At 69.4% G+C, this 14925-nt stretch carries 17 protein-coding genes; 11 read left to right on the top strand and 6 right to left on the bottom strand.

Annotated features, from left to right (window positions below; translation table 11 throughout):
• Positions 1-85 precede the first annotated feature (85 nt).
• The gene (ffh, locus tag IEY70_RS01945) at positions 86-1426 is read right to left on the bottom strand and encodes a signal recognition particle protein (protein WP_189063315.1); all 1341 of its coding nucleotides are present in this window, start codon (positions 1424-1426) and stop codon (positions 86-88) included.
• Positions 1427-1493: 67 nt separating this feature from the next.
• Between ffh and IEY70_RS01940 the strand changes: the two genes are divergently transcribed.
• From IEY70_RS01940 to IEY70_RS01915, 6 genes are all read left to right on the top strand, one after another.
• Positions 1494-1775 carry a nucleoside triphosphate pyrophosphohydrolase gene (locus IEY70_RS01940; RefSeq protein WP_229777556.1) on the top strand — a complete coding sequence of 94 codons (282 nt, stop codon included), beginning with the start codon at positions 1494-1496 and terminating at the stop codon, positions 1773-1775.
• Between the two features lie 33 nt (positions 1776-1808).
• Positions 1809-2990: a thiolase family protein gene (locus tag IEY70_RS01935; RefSeq protein ID WP_189063314.1), complete on the top strand. Its 1182-nt coding sequence runs from the start codon at positions 1809-1811 to the stop codon at positions 2988-2990.
• Positions 2991-2994: 4 nt separating this feature from the next.
• Positions 2995-3309, top strand: coding sequence for a YciI family protein (locus IEY70_RS01930; protein WP_189063313.1), 315 nt, complete (start codon positions 2995-2997; stop codon positions 3307-3309).
• Positions 3306-3746, top strand: coding sequence for a WapI family immunity protein (locus tag IEY70_RS01925; RefSeq protein ID WP_189063312.1), 441 nt, complete (start codon positions 3306-3308; stop codon positions 3744-3746). The genes IEY70_RS01930 and IEY70_RS01925 overlap by 4 nt, the downstream gene beginning before the upstream one ends.
• Before the next feature lie 12 nt (positions 3747-3758).
• Positions 3759-4595: a 3-hydroxyacyl-CoA dehydrogenase family protein gene (locus IEY70_RS01920; RefSeq protein WP_189063311.1), complete on the top strand. Its 837-nt coding sequence runs from the start codon at positions 3759-3761 to the stop codon at positions 4593-4595.
• 213 nt (positions 4596-4808) lie between these two features.
• Complete coding sequence (locus tag IEY70_RS01915) at positions 4809-5651, top strand: hypothetical protein (protein ID WP_229777555.1); 843 nt, start codon at positions 4809-4811, stop codon at positions 5649-5651.
• Between the two features lie 16 nt (positions 5652-5667).
• Here IEY70_RS01915 and IEY70_RS01910 read toward each other — a convergent pair whose 3' ends face one another.
• A complete protein-coding gene (locus IEY70_RS01910) occupies positions 5668-6231 on the bottom strand; it encodes a peroxidase-related enzyme (protein ID WP_189063310.1) in 564 nt (187 codons plus the stop codon).
• Between the two features lie 52 nt (positions 6232-6283).
• Here IEY70_RS01910 and IEY70_RS01905 point away from each other — a divergent pair, with 52 nt between their 5' ends.
• Entirely contained in the window at positions 6284-6928 is a 645-nt protein-coding gene (locus IEY70_RS01905) for an MBL fold metallo-hydrolase (RefSeq protein WP_308425504.1), read from the top strand.
• Between the two features lie 63 nt (positions 6929-6991).
• Here IEY70_RS01905 and IEY70_RS01900 read toward each other — a convergent pair whose 3' ends face one another.
• Positions 6992-8161, bottom strand: coding sequence for a BMP family ABC transporter substrate-binding protein (locus IEY70_RS01900; protein ID WP_189063309.1), 1170 nt, complete (start codon positions 8159-8161; stop codon positions 6992-6994).
• A 214-nt stretch (positions 8162-8375) separates the two neighbouring features.
• Here IEY70_RS01900 and msrP point away from each other — a divergent pair, with 214 nt between their 5' ends.
• The 4 genes from msrP (at position 8376) to IEY70_RS01880 (ending at position 11139) form a co-directional block, all read left to right on the top strand.
• Complete coding sequence (msrP, locus tag IEY70_RS01895) at positions 8376-9395, top strand: protein-methionine-sulfoxide reductase catalytic subunit MsrP (protein WP_189063308.1); 1020 nt, start codon at positions 8376-8378, stop codon at positions 9393-9395.
• A 2-nt stretch (positions 9396-9397) separates the two neighbouring features.
• Positions 9398-10054 (top strand): protein-methionine-sulfoxide reductase heme-binding subunit MsrQ, encoded by a 657-nt coding sequence (gene msrQ / locus IEY70_RS01890; protein WP_505706060.1) that lies wholly within the window; start codon positions 9398-9400, stop codon positions 10052-10054.
• Between the two features lie 132 nt (positions 10055-10186).
• Entirely contained in the window at positions 10187-10762 is a 576-nt protein-coding gene (locus IEY70_RS01885; protein ID WP_189063307.1) for a redoxin domain-containing protein, read from the top strand.
• A complete protein-coding gene (locus tag IEY70_RS01880; RefSeq protein WP_189063306.1) occupies positions 10759-11139 on the top strand; it encodes a hypothetical protein in 381 nt (126 codons plus the stop codon). Before IEY70_RS01885 ends, IEY70_RS01880 begins: the two co-directional genes overlap by 4 nt.
• Positions 11140-11224: 85 nt before the next feature.
• On the opposite strand, the gene IEY70_RS01875 is transcribed toward IEY70_RS01880, so the two are convergent.
• The 3 genes from IEY70_RS01875 to IEY70_RS01865 are packed head-to-tail and all read right to left on the bottom strand — an operon-like array spanning position 11225 to position 14733.
• Positions 11225-12118: an ABC transporter permease gene (locus IEY70_RS01875; protein WP_189063305.1), complete on the bottom strand. Its 894-nt coding sequence runs from the start codon at positions 12116-12118 to the stop codon at positions 11225-11227.
• Positions 12119-12178: 60 nt separating this feature from the next.
• A complete protein-coding gene (locus IEY70_RS01870) occupies positions 12179-13234 on the bottom strand; it encodes an ABC transporter permease (RefSeq protein WP_189063304.1) in 1056 nt (351 codons plus the stop codon).
• Positions 13231-14733 carry an ABC transporter ATP-binding protein gene (locus tag IEY70_RS01865; RefSeq protein ID WP_189063303.1) on the bottom strand — a complete coding sequence of 501 codons (1503 nt, stop codon included), beginning with the start codon at positions 14731-14733 and terminating at the stop codon, positions 13231-13233. The genes IEY70_RS01870 and IEY70_RS01865 overlap by 4 nt, the downstream gene beginning before the upstream one ends.
• Positions 14734-14925: the final 192 nt, after the last annotated feature.

Below are 14925 nucleotides of genomic sequence, written 5' to 3'. Positions count from 1 at the left end.
AGCGGGAGTGAGTATATGTGGCTCGTGCCGGAGTGTCAACACCCGCCCCGGCTGATGCGCAGGGGCGGGTGTGGTGGGCGGGGGGTCAGCGTTTCATGCTGGGGGGGACGTTCGGCATGCGGGGTGGTTTCATGCCCTTGCCGCCGGGGCCGCTCATGCGCTGGAGCATCTTCATCATGTCCTTCATCTGCTCGTGCATTTTCAGGAGTTTGTTGATGTCCTGCACGGTGTGGCCGCTGCCGGCGGCGATGCGTTTGCGGCGGCGTCCGTCGATGATCTTGGGGTTGCGGCGTTCCTTGACGGTCATGGAGCTGATCATCGCGTCGATCCGCTGGAGTTGCGCCTCGTCGATGTTGAAGCCCTCGGGCAGCGCGCGGCTCATGCCGGGAATGAGTTTGAGCAGGTCGCCCAGGGGGCCCATCTTGCGGATCTGCCGCAGTTGCAGCAGCAGGTCCTCCAGGTCGAAGTCGCCGGGTTTCTTGACTTCCATGGCTTTCAGGTCGGCCTGCTGCGCGCGTTCGATCAGGCCGAGCACGTCGCCCATGCCGAGGATGCGGCCCGCGACCCGGTCGGGGTGGAAGGCGTCCAGTCCGGCGATCTTCTCGCTGGTGCCCGCGAAGTAGATGGGTTTGCCGGTCACGCTGCGCGCCGAGAGGGCCGCGCCGCCGCGCGCGTCGCCGTCCATCTTCGTGATGATCAGGCCCGTGACGTTCACGCGCTGATCGAAGGTCTGCGCGACGTTCAGCGCCTCCTGGCCGGTCATGGCGTCCACGACGAGCAGACTCTCGGTGGGCTGCATGACGCGCTGCAGGTCGGCCAGCTGGTCCATCAGCGCCTCGTCGATCTGGAGGCGGCCGGCGGTGTCCACGATCACGAGGTCACGGAAGTCGGTCTTCAGGTGCTCGTCCACGCGGCGTTTCGTCTCGGCGGGGCTCTCGCCGTCCGCGACCTTCAGAACCGGCACGCCCACCTGTTTGGCAAGGACTTCCAGCTGGTCGCGTGCGGCGGGGCGCTGCGTGTCGGCGGCGACCAGCAGGACGCGGCGGCCCTTGCTCTTGTAGTGCGCGGCGAGCTTGCCGGTGCTGGTGGTCTTCCCGGCCCCCTGCAGGCCGACCATGAACCAGACGTTGCCCTCGGTCTTCAGTTCCGGCTGGATGGTCTTGCCGCCCAGCGTCTCGATCAGTTCGTCGTGCACGAGTTTCACGACGGTCTGTCCGGCGGTCAGGCTGCCCTCGACGGACTGCCCGACGGCCTTCTCGCTGACCTTCGCCACGAAGTCCTTCGCGACGCCGAAGTTCACGTCGGCTTCCAGCAGCGCCATGCGGATCTCGCGCATCGCGGCCTTGACCTGCGCCTCGGTCAGCTGGCGTTCCTTACCCACCCGGTCCAGGATGTCCTGCAACTTGTTGCCCAGGGACTCAAACATGCTGTCACGCTACCACGCAGCCCCATCCGCGTCTGTGCCGTGGGTGCCGACTGCTACGCTGCCCGGCATGGGTAAACTCGTGCGCGACCGCATCCCGGACCTCTTCGGCGGACAGACCCGCCAGTTGAGTGGGGAGGAGTACCGCGCCGCGCTGCGCGCCAAGCTGGAGGAGGAGGTCGCGGAGTACCTGCAGTCCGGCGAGCCCGAGGAACTGGCCGACGTGGTGGAGGTGCTGCGCGCCCTGGCGGCCCTGCACGACCTGACCCCGGAGGACCTGGAGGCGCTGCGCTGCGCCAAGGCGGACGCGCGCGGTGGGTTCGCGGGCCGGGTGTGGTGGACGCCAACCTAACGCCCGTTAGGCAGGGCGCGCTATGCTGCGCGCATGCAAAGAGCAGTGATCGTCGCGGCCAGCCGCACGCCCACCGGGAAGTTCCTCGGCAGCCTCGAGAGCGTCAGCGCCGTCGACCTGGGCGCCACCACCCTCCGTGAGACCCTGCGCCGCAGCGGCCTGGACGCCGCATTCATCGAGGAAGTCGTCATGGGTCAGGTCGTGCAGGCGGGCAGCGGGCAGAACCCCGCCCGGCAGGCCGCCCTGAAAGCCGGACTGACGAACGAGGTCGGCGCGCTGACCATCAACAAGGTGTGCGGCAGCGGCCTGAAAGCCGTGATCCTCGCCGCGCAGAGCATCCGCGCCGGGGACCAGCACGCCGTCCTCGCCGGGGGCATGGAATCCATGAGTAACGCCCCGCACCTGCTGCCCGGCGCGCGCAAGGGCTACCGCCTGGGCCACGCGCAGGTCCTCGACGCGAACACCCAGGACGGCCTGTGGTGCTCCATCAATGACGAGGGCATGGGCCTGACCGGCGAACGCGTCGCCGAGAAGTACGCCATCACCCGCGAGGAACAGGACGCCTACGCCACGCAGAGCCACCGCCGCGCCATCGCCGCGCAGCAGGAAGGCCGCTTCACCGACGAGATCGTGCCCGTCACCGTGAAAGGCCGCAAGGGCGACACCGTCGTCGACACCGACGAGGGCCCCCGCGCCGACACCAGCGAGGACACCCTGGGCCGCCTCAAACCTGCCTTCAAGAAGGACGGCTCGGTCACTGCCGGGAACGCCCCCGGCCTGAACGACGGCGCCGCCAGCCTGATGGTCGTCAGCGCCGACTTCGCCCAGGCGCACGGCCTGACCCCCCTCGCCGAGATCATCGACTACGCCACGGGCGGCCTCGCGCCCGAGTGGGTCATGATGACGCCCGTCCCCGCCACGCAGAAACTCCTGACCAAGCTCGGCTGGCAGGCCAGTGATGTGGACCTGTGGGAACTGAACGAGGCGTTCAGCGTCCAGAGCCTCGCCGTTGCCCGCGAACTCGGCCTCGACCCCGCCCGCGTCAACGTGAACGGCGGCGCGGTTGCCCTCGGCCACCCCATCGGCGCATCCGGCGCGCGCATCCTCGTCACGCTCCTGCACGCCCTGAAGCAACAGAACAGGGAAACCGGCATCGCCACCCTGTGCATGGGCGGCGGCAACGGCCTCGCCCTGGCCGTCAAGCGGGTAGGCTAAAGGCATGGCAACCCCGACCCTGTGGATCATCGAAAGCACCTACGTCAAAACCGGAGACGAAGTCGCCAGGGTCACGCCCGCCCACCGCGAATGGCTCGACCAGCACTACAAAAGCGGCGTGTTCCTCACCAGCGGCCGCAAGGTTGATAACACCGGCGGCGTGATCGTCGCGCAGGCCGACACCCTGCAGGAACTCGTGGACCTGTTCGACCACGACCCCTTCGTCCAGGCGGGCTGCTCGCGCTACAGGTACACCGCTTTCAACCCCGTCAAACGCGGCCGGGCCGTGCAGATCGAGGGTGTCCCGCTCGTCGAGTGAGTCTGGACGGACTGACCTTTCAGGTCGGCCCCCTCACGGTGACCGTCCATCAGGGCCAGGTGCCCGACGGGGCGGACTTCTGGGATGCGAACTGGCTGGACGTCGCCGCCGAGATCGACCTACCCGGACAGGCCTGGGTGCGCGCTGCGGGACCATTCCTGATGACCAGTGACCTCGCCGCGTTTCTGACGGAGCTGCGGCGCATGAACGAGACGCTGACGGGAACGGCCAAACTTCAGCCCCTGGAGCCGAATCTGAGGGTGCACCTCGACTGCGGCCCGACGGGGCAGGTGCGCACTCAGATCGAGTTGACCCCCGACCACATCAACCAGATGCACACCTTCCAGCTGGAACTGGATCAGACGTACCTGCCCGGAATCATCCGGCAGTTGGACACCATTCTTGAACGTTTTCCCGTCCGGGGCAGACCGGACTGAACAGGAGTTCCTATGAAATTCGGAGTGATTGGAGCTGGACAGATGGGCGGCGGCATCGCGCAGGTCGCCGCGCAGAGTGGATTCGATGTGGTTGTGCAGGACGTGAAGCAGGAGTTCCTGGACCGGGGCCGCGCCGTGATCGAGAAATCACTGGCGAAACTGCACGAGAAGGGTCGCCTGACGGACACGCCGGACGTGATCCTGGGCCGCATGGAGTTCACGACCGACCTGAACGCGTTCGCGGACTGCGATCTGGTCGTGGAGGCCATCGTGGAGAACGAGGGGGTGAAGGCGGACCTGTTCCGGCAGCTGGGGCAGATCGTGAAGCCGGAAGGCATCCTGGCGAGCAACACGAGCAGCATTCCGATCACGGCGCTGGCGAGTGCGTCGGGCCGCCCGGAGCGGTTCATCGGGATGCACTTCATGAACCCCGTGCCGCTGATGCAACTCGTGGAGGTCATCCGGGGCTACAGCACCAGCGATGAGACGGCGCAGTTCGTCACGCAGACCGCCGAGCGGATGGGGAAGACCCCCCTGGCCTGCAACGACTTCCCCGGTTTCGTCAGCAACCGCATCCTGATGCCCATGCTGAACGAGGCCATCCAGTGCGTCATGGAAGGCGTCGCCGAACCCGAAGCGATCGACGGAATCATGAAACTCGGCATGAACCACCCCATGGGCCCCCTGACGCTGGCGGACTTCATTGGTCTGGACACCTGCCTCGCCATCATGGAAGTCCTGCACAGGGGACTGGGCGACGACAAGTACCGCCCCAGCCCGCTGCTGCGCAAGATGGTGCAGGCGGGCCTGCTGGGCCGCAAGAGCGGGCAGGGCTTCTACACGTACTGAAGGGCCATGCGCCCGCTCACTCTGCCCGTCCCTTCCGGCCGCGCGCACTGAACCGGGTCGGCAGCCGCTGGAATCCGTACCACCCATGAAAGCGGCGCGGTCAGGATGTTAGGTTGAGCAGGTCGCCTCCTCCTGACCGCGCCGCCCTTCGCGGCGCCCGACCGCTGTTCCCACTGCCCTGCGCCCCGATCTTCACGCACCACTGGAGTCCGCATGTTCAAACGCACCTGGTTGACCGCCACCGCCCTCTCCCTGAGCGCCGCCACCCTGCCCGGCACGGCCAGCGCCGCCGACGTGACCCTCGGCCTGAACAGCAGCCTCGGCCTGGGCTGCCAGGTGGCGGGCGTGCGCGCTGGTGTCCGCTCCGACCGCGTGGGCCTGTACGGGCAGGTGTCGTACTGCACCAGCAACCTGGAGGGAGAACCCGGTTCCGTGGCGGGCGGGGGTGGCGTGACCGTGGACCTGTTCAGCGCCAGCGACGTGACCGCGTACGCCCTGCTGGGCGCCAGCATCGAGGGCGGCGACCCGGTCGCGTACGCCGGACTGGGCGCCCGGTACGGCCTTGCACTCGTGCCGGTCGAGGCGTACCTGGAAGCCGGGGTGCAGCGCACCTTCACGGCCCTGGCGCCCATCACGGCGCCCCGGTTCGCGCTGGGCATCAACTACCGCGTGAACGTGGCGAACTTCGAGGGTGGCTTGCAGAGACAGGGCGCGGCCGCCGGGTCTGACGGCACCAGTAGTGCCCCGGCTGCGTGCAATCTCACGAGCGATCAGGACGCCGCGAACGCGCAGGCGGCCGCGCAGAGCGCCGCGCAGCGGGCCGTGGCGGCCGCCGCCCGTTCGTATTCGGCGGTGTACTCGAACGTGTCGTACTCGGTCAGCGCAGGTGAGGCGAGTGTGGGCAGCAACACCGCGACCGTCAGTGGCAGCATCACCCTGAACGCCACCCGCAAGAGTGACGGTCAGGCGGTCGGCGGGACGTACAGCGGCACCGTGAACCTGGTCCGGTCCGGGTGCGGTTGGAGTGCGGCCGGGTACACCCGCAGCGGGGAGTAACCCGGCCGCGCGCAGGTCAGCGGTTCCGGGTGTGGTACTCGGCGTTGGGTGTGAAGCCCAGGGCGCTGCTGACGCGGTTGGTCATGTTGAACATGCCGGTGACCTGCGTGGCTTCGAGGATTTCGTGGTCGTTCAGGCCCGCCGCGCGCAGGGGGGTGAGGTCGCGTTCGGTCATGTCGGCGGGCGTGCGCGTCAGTCTCTCCGCGAACGCGCACAGCGCCGCCTGCCGCTCCGTGAGGGCCGCGTGCCGCCAGTTCACGGCGACCGTGTCGGCCCAGGCGGGGTCGCCGCTGTACTCGCGCAGGGCCGCGCCGTGTGAGACGGCGCAGTACACGCAGCGGTTCACGCTGCTGACGGTCACGCCGATCAGTTCGCGTTCCAGGGGGCTCAGGTGCCCGTCGCGGTTGACGAGGGTGTTGAAGTCGTTCCACCATGCCAGGAACGCTTCGCCGTTCAGGGCCTGCGCGCGGAACACGTTCGGGACGAAGCCCAGGTTCGCCTCGGCTTTCGCCCAGAGTTTCTGCACGCCCTCGTGCGCGGATTGCTCGTCCGGCACGGCCAGCCAGGAGATTCGGTTCATGGTCCGTCCAGAGTAGGGCATGGGCGGGCCGGGGGCGTGGCATCATCGGCGGGTGCTGCCCTCCCGCGCCGAGCTGATCAGCGTGCCCATGTACGCCAACGTGTTCCTGCTGACCTCCCCTCAGGGCCGTCTGCTGGTCGATACCGGCACGGTGGTGCACGCGCCGCGGTTCCTGCGGCTGCTGCGGTCGTTCCGGCCGGACGCGCTGCTGGTCACGCACGCGCACCCGGATCATGCGGGCAGCGCGTTCCTGGCGGGGCGGGCGGGCCTGAGCGTGCTGGCGCACCCGCTGGAGCACCCGGCGCTGCTGGGGGAGGTGCATGACCTGCCGTACCCGGCGGGCCGTCCGGGCGTGGGGCGGCTGGTGTCGCGCGCGCATCCGAACGTCCGTGCGTCGGCGTTGCGGGCGGCGCTTCCGGGTCAGGACGTGCTGGGCTGGGAGGTCGTTCACCTGCCGGGCCACACGGCCGGGCAGATCGGGTTGCGGCGCGGCGGCGTGCTGATCGCGGCGGACGCCGTGGTGGGCAGCGCAGACGGCGCGCACCTGCCCCGCGCGGCATACAACCACGACCACGCGCAGGCTCTGGCCACCCTGAAAACCGTGGCGGGCATGGACCTCCGCGAGATCTGGCCCGGCCACGGGGGCGTCCTGACGGCCGCGCAGGTGCAGGCCCGCGCGGCGCGGGACGGGGGTTGATGGTTGACGGAAGGGTGATCCCTCCATCAACCATCAACTGTTCACTTTCAACCTGCGACGGGTTTACTTCTTGGGTTCGTCGGCGACCTGTCCGGTCACGCCGGGCACGACCCAGGCCATGCTGTTCAGTTCGCCGATGCTGGCGACCTTCCCGGCGGGAACGCGCAGGATGCCGTTGCGGTCCTTGATGGGGCCGGTGAAGGGGTCGAACTTGCCGCCCTTCTCCATCTCGGTTTTCAGGGCCATGACGCGGTCGTAGACGGTGGTTTTCTTTCCGGCCACGGTGATGGTCTTGGCTTTCAGCGCGGGGATCCACTTGGGGTTGATGGCCATGCCGTCCTGCGCGCCGAGTTCCACGCTGCCGCCGCGCAGCAGGTTCCAGTAGTCGACGTTCTGGAGGTTCTTGGTGGTGTACGTGCCGTTATGCACCTTGGTCAGGAAGTCGATGTAGATCTTCTCCCAGTGGACCAGCTGTCCGCTGACGACGTAGTCGGGCGCGAACTTGTACATGGGGGTGTAGTGCGCGAACACCGGGATCTTGCGCGCCCCGGCGGTCTGCACGACGGTGGCGGTGTCCTCGGTGAAGGCCAGCGCGCCGGCGCCCTCGCTGATCAGGCTCTCGGCGGCCTCGCGGGCCTTGTTCGGGTCGAACCACGCGTTGATCCACTTGACGCTGACGGTCGCCTTGGGGTTCACGGCGCGCGCGCCCATGGCGAAGGCGCTGATGTGCCGCTTGAGTTCCGGGACGGGGAACGCGGCGACGTACCCGAGCTTGTCGCTCTTGCTGACGGCGGCGGCCATCATGCCGTTCAGGTAGTACAGCTGGTAGAAGTCCGCCATGTACGTCGCCATGTTCGGGGCGCGTTTGAAGCCGCTGGCGTGCGCGAAGATCACGTTCGGGTACTTCTTGGCGGCTTCGGCGGTCTGGTCCATGAACCCGAAGGAGGTGGTGAAGATGACCTTGCAGTTGTCCTTCACAAGGCGGTCGATGACGGGCATGGCCTGACCTTCGGGCACGCTTTCGACGTACTTGGTTTCCAGCCAGGGCAGGGCCTTCTCACTGAGTTTGCGGGCCTGGTCGTGCGCGTAGCTCCAGCCGATGTCGCCGACCGGGCCGACGTAGATGAAGCAGGCTTTCAGTTTGCCGGTCTGCTGGGCCTGCGCGGCGGGGCTGAGCGCGGTGCTCAGCAGGGCCAGGGAGAGGGGCAGGGCAGCGAGGAGTGCTTTTTTCATGGTGGACCTCCAGGGTGGGGCGTGACGCTCGCCTTTATTGTGCCTTCATTCTGTTCCCAGGAAAAGGGACAAGCTGACCAGAATCCTAGATTACTGCCCCCGTACCGCCCGGTCGCCCTGCGATCTGTTCCGCGAAACGCGGTCACTGTGACCCCGCACCCGGCACTTGAACCGATTACGCGCAGAATGCGTATACCTGTACAGGAGGGCCACCATGACCGACCCACGCACCCCCGAGGACCAGACCCAGCCGACCGACCTTCAGACTCCGGACGGGCAGCGCCGCATCCTGACGCCCGGCAGCGACCTGAACCCCCGCCGTGAATTCATGCGCAGCGCCGCGTTGTTCACCGGTACCGTCGCCGCGCTCGGCGGCGGCCTGGAAGTCCTGACCCGCCGCCCCGGCCTGAGCAGCGCCGAGGCGCAGGCGACCGACCCGTTCAGCCGCCCCGACCGGCCCCTCGGGCCGTACGACACCGACGAGAAGGTCACGTCGTACCAGCAGGCCACCACGTACAACAACTTCTACGAGTTCGGCACCGACAAGAGCGACCCGGCCCGACTGGCCCGCAGCCTCAAACCGCGCCCCTGGACGGTCCGCATCGACGGCGAGGTCCGCAAGCCGCAGACCATTGACATCGACACGTTGCAGTCCTGGTTCCCGCTCGAGGACCGCATCTACCGCATGCGCTGCGTGGAAGGCTGGAGCATGGTCATGCCGTGGCTGGGCTTCCCGCTGGCCGCCCTGATCCGCCGCCTGGAACCCACCAGCAAGGCCAAGTACGTGCAGTTCACGGCGCTGCTGGACACCAAACAGTTCCCCGGCCAGAAACAGCAGGTGCTGAAATGGCCGTACGTGGAGGGCCTGCGCCTGGACGAGGCGCTGCACCCCCTGTCGTTCATGGCGGTCGGGCTGCACGGCCGCACGCTGCCCGGCCAGAACGGCGCGCCGCTGCGACTGGTCGTGCCCTGGAAGTACGGGTTCAAGAACATCAAGAGCATCGTGCGGATCACCCTGACCGAGAAGCAACCGCAGACCACCTGGGCACTGGCCGCCCCGCAGGAGTACGGCTTCTACGCGAACGTGAACCCGGCCGTGCCGCACCCCCGCTGGAGTCAGGCGACCGAGCGGCGCATCGGTGAACTGGGCCGCCGCAAGACCCTGCCGTTCAACGGGTACGCCGACGAGGTCGCCGGGCTGTACCGGGGCATGGACCTGCGGAAGAACTTCTGACCGTGACCCGCCCCGCCCCCACCCCGGCCCCCGCACGGCGGCCCCCGGCCCGCCTGGGCTGGCTGGTTCCGGCCATCACGGTCGGCGGTCTGCTCCCGGTCGCCGTGCTTGTCTACGACGCCCTGAGCGGCGCGCTGGGAGCCAACCCCATCCAGCGCGCCACGCTACAGACCGGCCTGCTGACACTGGTGCTACTGGTCCTGTCGCTGGCCTGCACGCCGCTGCGCCTGCTGACCGGCTGGACGTGGCCCGCCCGCATCCGCAAGACCCTGGGCCTGCTGGGATTCGGGTACGCCGCGCTGCACTTCCTGATCTACCTGTTCGACCATTCCTTCGACCTGACCCTGATGACCGAGGACGTCCTGAAACGCCCGTTCATCACCGCCGGATTCACCGCCCTGCTGCTGCTGGTACCACTGGCCCTGACCAGCACGCCCCGCGCCGTGAAACGCCTGGGCTTCGCGCGCTGGACGCGCCTGCACCAGCTGGCGTACGTGGCCGTCAGCCTGGGCGCCCTGCACTACTACTGGGGCGTGAAGAAAGACCACACGCCGCCCCTGATCTACGCCGCCGTGATCGCCGCACTGTTCCTGATCCGCTTCCTGAAACGCCGCCCGGCCCGCAGCGCCCGCACCGGAAGCCGCGCCGCGAAATCCTGACCCCAGCCGCCTCACCCGCCACCCCCGGCACAGCCCCCAGCCTTCTGGCCGGGGGTTCGTTCATGCCGGACCTTGAACCCCGGCGCCCAGGCGCACGTACCCAGGGTGACGCCCACGCACACCGGAGGACCCATGAACCGACTGCCCACCCCCACGACCCTGGCGACCCTGGCCGCCGCTGCCCTGCTGACCCTCGCGCCGCCCGCGCAGGCCGTGACCGCGCGGACCGTCACGGTGACCTCCGTGGCGACCGGGCAGACACCCCCTGAACTGACCGGCGGCCCCTGGCTGAACACCTCCGCCCCGCTGACCCTGGCGGGCCTGAAAGGCCGGGTGGTGCTCGTGAACTTCTGGGTGTACTCGTGCATCAACTGCCACAACAGCCTGCCCACCCTGCGCGGCTGGTACGGGCAGTACCGCGCGCAGGGCCTGGAGATCGTCGGCGTGCACACCCCGGAATTCGAGTCCGACAAACCCACCGCCAGCGTGCAGGCCGCCCTGAAAGAGGACCGCGTGACCTGGCCGGTCGTGCAGGACAACGCCCGCACCAACTGGCGCGCCTGGGGCATCCGGGCGTGGCCGACGTTCCTGCTGATCGACCGGCAGGGCCGCGTGCGGTACACGCACCGGGGCGAGATCAGCTCCCGCTTCCCGCAGGCCATTCCGGGCCTGGACGCGCAGATCCGGGCGCTGCTGGCCGAGAAGTGATCCCGGCCCTGCTGCTGGCCGCCACCCTCGGCGCGGCCCCATCTGTCCCGGCCCTGCTGGTCAGCGTGCGTCCGCCGCCCGGCGTGGGATTCAACGTGCGTGGGCCGTCGCTGATCACCGTTCAGGCCGGAACGTACCGGCAGCAGTTCCCGCTGACCGGCGTGCCCGACCCCACGTACCCGGACGCCTTCCGCGCCGTGCGGCCCGTGACCGTACGGCTGCCCGCCCGCGTGCGCGGCCCCGTGACCCTGCACGCGCGCCTGTTCCTGTGTGACCGCGTCAGCGGCGTCTGCACCGTGCAGGAACACGCCCGCCGCGTGACCCTGAAGGCCGGAACGACCGTGCCCGTGATGCTGCAACTGCCAGCGGAAAGGTGACGCTGAGGTGGACAGGGAAGAGGCCCGGTGTACGGATACGCCGGGCCTCTCCCACTTCCTGTTCCCTACTGACTGTTGCCCGTTCTCAGCGCTCGCCCCGCACGTACGCGCGGCCCAGCGCGGCGGGTGCATTCCCGGCCTGACCGCGCACGCCTGCCAGGGCCAGGACGACCAGCACGAGAATGAACGGCATGGCGCTGAAGACCTCGGTGGGAATGGGGCTGTTGCCCTGAAGGCGGAACTGCAGGTAGTACAGGAACCCGAAGAACAGCGCCCCGGCAATGGCCCGCAGGGGCCGCCAGCCGACGAAGATCACCAGGGCCACGGCAATCCAGCCCAGCCCGGCGGTCATGTTGTCCGCCCACGAGGACCGGTACGACAGCGACAGGAACGCCCCGGCCAGTCCGGCGAGGGCGCCGCCGCCCATGACGGCCAGCACGCGGATCAGGCCGACGTTCACGCCCAGCACGTCCGCCGCCGCCGGGTTCTCACCCACCGAGCGCAGCGTCAGGCCCGAGCGGGTAGCGCCCAGCCAGAAGGCCATCGCACCGGCCAGCAGCAGGGCCGCGACCGTGAACGGGCTGACCGTGAGGCCGCCCAGGGAAAGGTCGGCGACCTTGTTGAACAGCGGCAGGCCCTCGAACCGCTTGCCGAGCAGGCCTGCGGCGCCCGTGCCGATCAGGGCGAGCGCCAGGCCACTGACGAACTGGTTGGCGCGCAGCGTGATGGTCGCGACGGCGTGCAGCAGGGCCAGCGCGGCGCCCGCCAGCATGGACGCGCCCACCGCCAGCCACAGGTTCGCGTCCGGGCTGCTGGCGGCGACCGCGAAGGCGGCCAGGGCGCCCACGGCCATCAGGCCCTCGACGCCCAGGTTCACGACCCCGGCGCGTTCGTTCAGGATGGCGCCCAGGCAGGCGAGCAGCAGCGGCGTTCCGACTGCCAGGGCGCGCACGAGCGCCTCGATCACAACGTTATCCATGAGACACCTCGGGGTGCGCGGGGCGCGGGAAGCGGGCCGCAGTGGGGGAGGGGCGGCCCGTCACGCGCGGCCCCACTGCACGCGGTGGCGGATGAAGACCTCGCTGGCGATCAGGCACAGCAGGATCACGCCGCTGAACACGTCCACCACCCGGAACGGGAGGTTCAGGTCGATTTTCAGGATGTCGCCGCCCGCCAGGATCACGCCCATCAGCGGCGCGGTGATCAGGCACAGGGCCGGGTTGCCGCGCGCCAGCCACGCGACGATCACGGCCGTGAACCCGTACCCGAGGCTGATCTGCCCCGCCTCCAGCAGGCGGTGGTGAATCCCGGCGACCTCGCCCGCACCGGCCAGCCCGGCGACGCCGCCGGTGATCAGCGCGACCAGCAGCGCCACCCGGCCGCTGCTGAGGCCCGCGTAGCGCGCCGCGCCGGGGTTCTCGCCGACCACGCGTAGCGCGTACCCGAACGTGGAGCGCGACAGCACCCACTGCAATCCCAGCGCGACGGCCACGCCCAGCAGCAGCGTGGGCCAGTGCACCTGCGAGCCCGGCAGCGTGGGCAGGTACGTGCTGGCGGGGAAGGTGTCGGTGTAGATGTACCCGCGCACGTCCTTGCCCTTCCACGGCCCGGCGATCAGGTACGTGACGAGCGCCACCGCGATGTAATTGAGCATCAGCGTGGACAGGATCTCGTTCACGTTCACGCGCCGCAGCGCCGCCGCGATCAGCGCCCACAGGCCCCCGCCGACGAAACCCGCGACGAACACGGCGGGCAGCAGCAGCGGTCCCGGCAGCGGCACGAACAGCGCCGTCCCGGCCGCGAACACCGCGCCCAGCAGCAGTTGCCCCTCGGCGCCGATGTTGAAGAACTGCGCGCGGAACGCGAGCGCCAGCCCCGCCCCGATCAGCAGTAGCGGAATGGTGCGCCGTCCCACCTCGCCCAGGCCGGTGGAGTCGCCCAGCGTGCCGCGCAGCATGGTGCCGTACACCTCGCCCGGCGCGTGCCCGGACAGCGTGAACACCAGCGCGCAGATCAGCAGCGCCGCCGCCAGTGCCGCCAGCGTGACCAGCGCCGAGCGGGCCGCCGACGGGGCGTTCAGTGCCACGAACCTCATGCGCCCACCCCACCCTGCGCCACTCCCTGATCCGCACCCGGAATGGAGTGCGGGTGCGCGCCGCCCATCAGCAGGCCCAGCGACTCACGCGTGACCCCGGACACCGGGAACGGCCCCAGCAGCGAGCCGCCCACCATGACCGCCACGCGGTCCGACAGGCTCAGCAGTTCATCCAGATCCTCGCTGACCAGCAGCACGCCCGCCCCCTGCGCCGTGCGGTCCAGCAGCACCCGGTGCACCTGATCAGTCGCGCCGATATCCAGCCCGTACGTGGGATGCACCGCCAGGATCAGTTTCGGCTGCCCGGCCAGTTCACGCGCCAGGATCAGCTTCTGGATGTTCCCGCCCGACAGCAGCCGCGTGGGCGTGTGAATGCCCGGCGTGGCGACCGCGTACGCCTCGACCTCGCGCCGCGCGCGGTCGTCGGTGGCGCCCAGGTCCCGCGCCAGCCCGCGCGCCAGCGGCGCCCGCGCGAAGTCCCGCAGCGCGAGGTTCTCCGCGACCGTCATGGTCGGCACCGTGCCGCTGTGAATGCGGTCCTCGGGAATGTGCGCCACGCCTGAACGGAAACGCCCGGCGGCGTCCCCGCTCAGCGGCTGCCCGTCCAGCGTGACCGTGCCCGTCGCCTCGTGCAGCCCGGCCAGGACCTCGACCAGTTCACTCTGCCCGTTCCCGGCAATTCCGGCCACGCCGAGCACCTCGCCGCGGCGCAGTTCGAAGCTCACGCCGCGCAGGGCCGGCAGGCCGCGCGAGCCGTGTGCGCTCAGGTCACTCACGTTCAGCAGCGTGCCCGCCTCCGGGCCGGGGCCGTCCGCGCGCTTGCGGGTAAAGTCCACGCTGCGGCCCACCATCAGCTCCGCGAGGCTCTCACGGGTCGCGCCCAGCGTCGGCACGCCGCCCACGACCTTCCCGCGCCGCAGCACCGTCACGCGGTCCGCCACCGCCAGCACCTCGTCGAGCTTGTGAGAGATGAAGATCAGGCTGCGCCCGTCCGCCTTCAACTCGCGCATCACGCGGAACAGCCCGTCGGCCTCCTGCGGGGTCAGCACGCTCGTCGGCTCATCCAGAATTAGGACCCGCGCGCCGCCCAGCAGTGCCCGCACGATCTCCACGCGCTGCTTCTCGCCCGGCGACAGGTCCGACACGCGCGCCTCCGGGTCCACCTCCAGCCCGTACCGCGCCGAGAGGTCCCGCACCCGGCCCGCCACGCGCCGCGCCGGGAACAACCCACCCGCGCCACCCAGTGCCAGATTCTCGGCCACCGAATGCCGCGACACCAGCAGCGGATGCTGCGGCACCAGCCCGATCCCGAGCCGCAGCGCCTGCGCCGGACTGCCGATCCGCACCGCCCGGCCGTCCAGTTCCACCGCGCCCTCGTCCGGCTGGTACAGGCCGTACAGGATCGAGATCAGGGTACTTTTCCCCGCGCCGTTCTCGCCCAGCAGGGCCAGCACCTCGCCCGCGTGGACGGTCAGGTCCACCGAGTCGTTGGCGACCACGCCAGGAAAGCGTTTGGTGATGCCGCGCAGCCGCAGCGCAGGCGGCGCACCCGCAGCCCCCGAGGGGGAACCGGAAAGATCAGAAGAATGTGTCACGCAGAAAAGTCCTTTGGAGTCGCGGCCCGCCGCGCCTGCCCTCGAATGTGCCCGTACAGACCGGGACAACCCGCACAGACTAGGACAAACGGCCGC

Source organism: Deinococcus seoulensis (genome assembly GCF_014648115.1).
Taxonomy (GTDB): domain Bacteria; phylum Deinococcota; class Deinococci; order Deinococcales; family Deinococcaceae; genus Deinococcus; species Deinococcus seoulensis.
The sequence above is the reverse complement of the archived record's forward strand: the minus strand, read 5'-3'. Positions and strand labels throughout refer to the sequence as shown.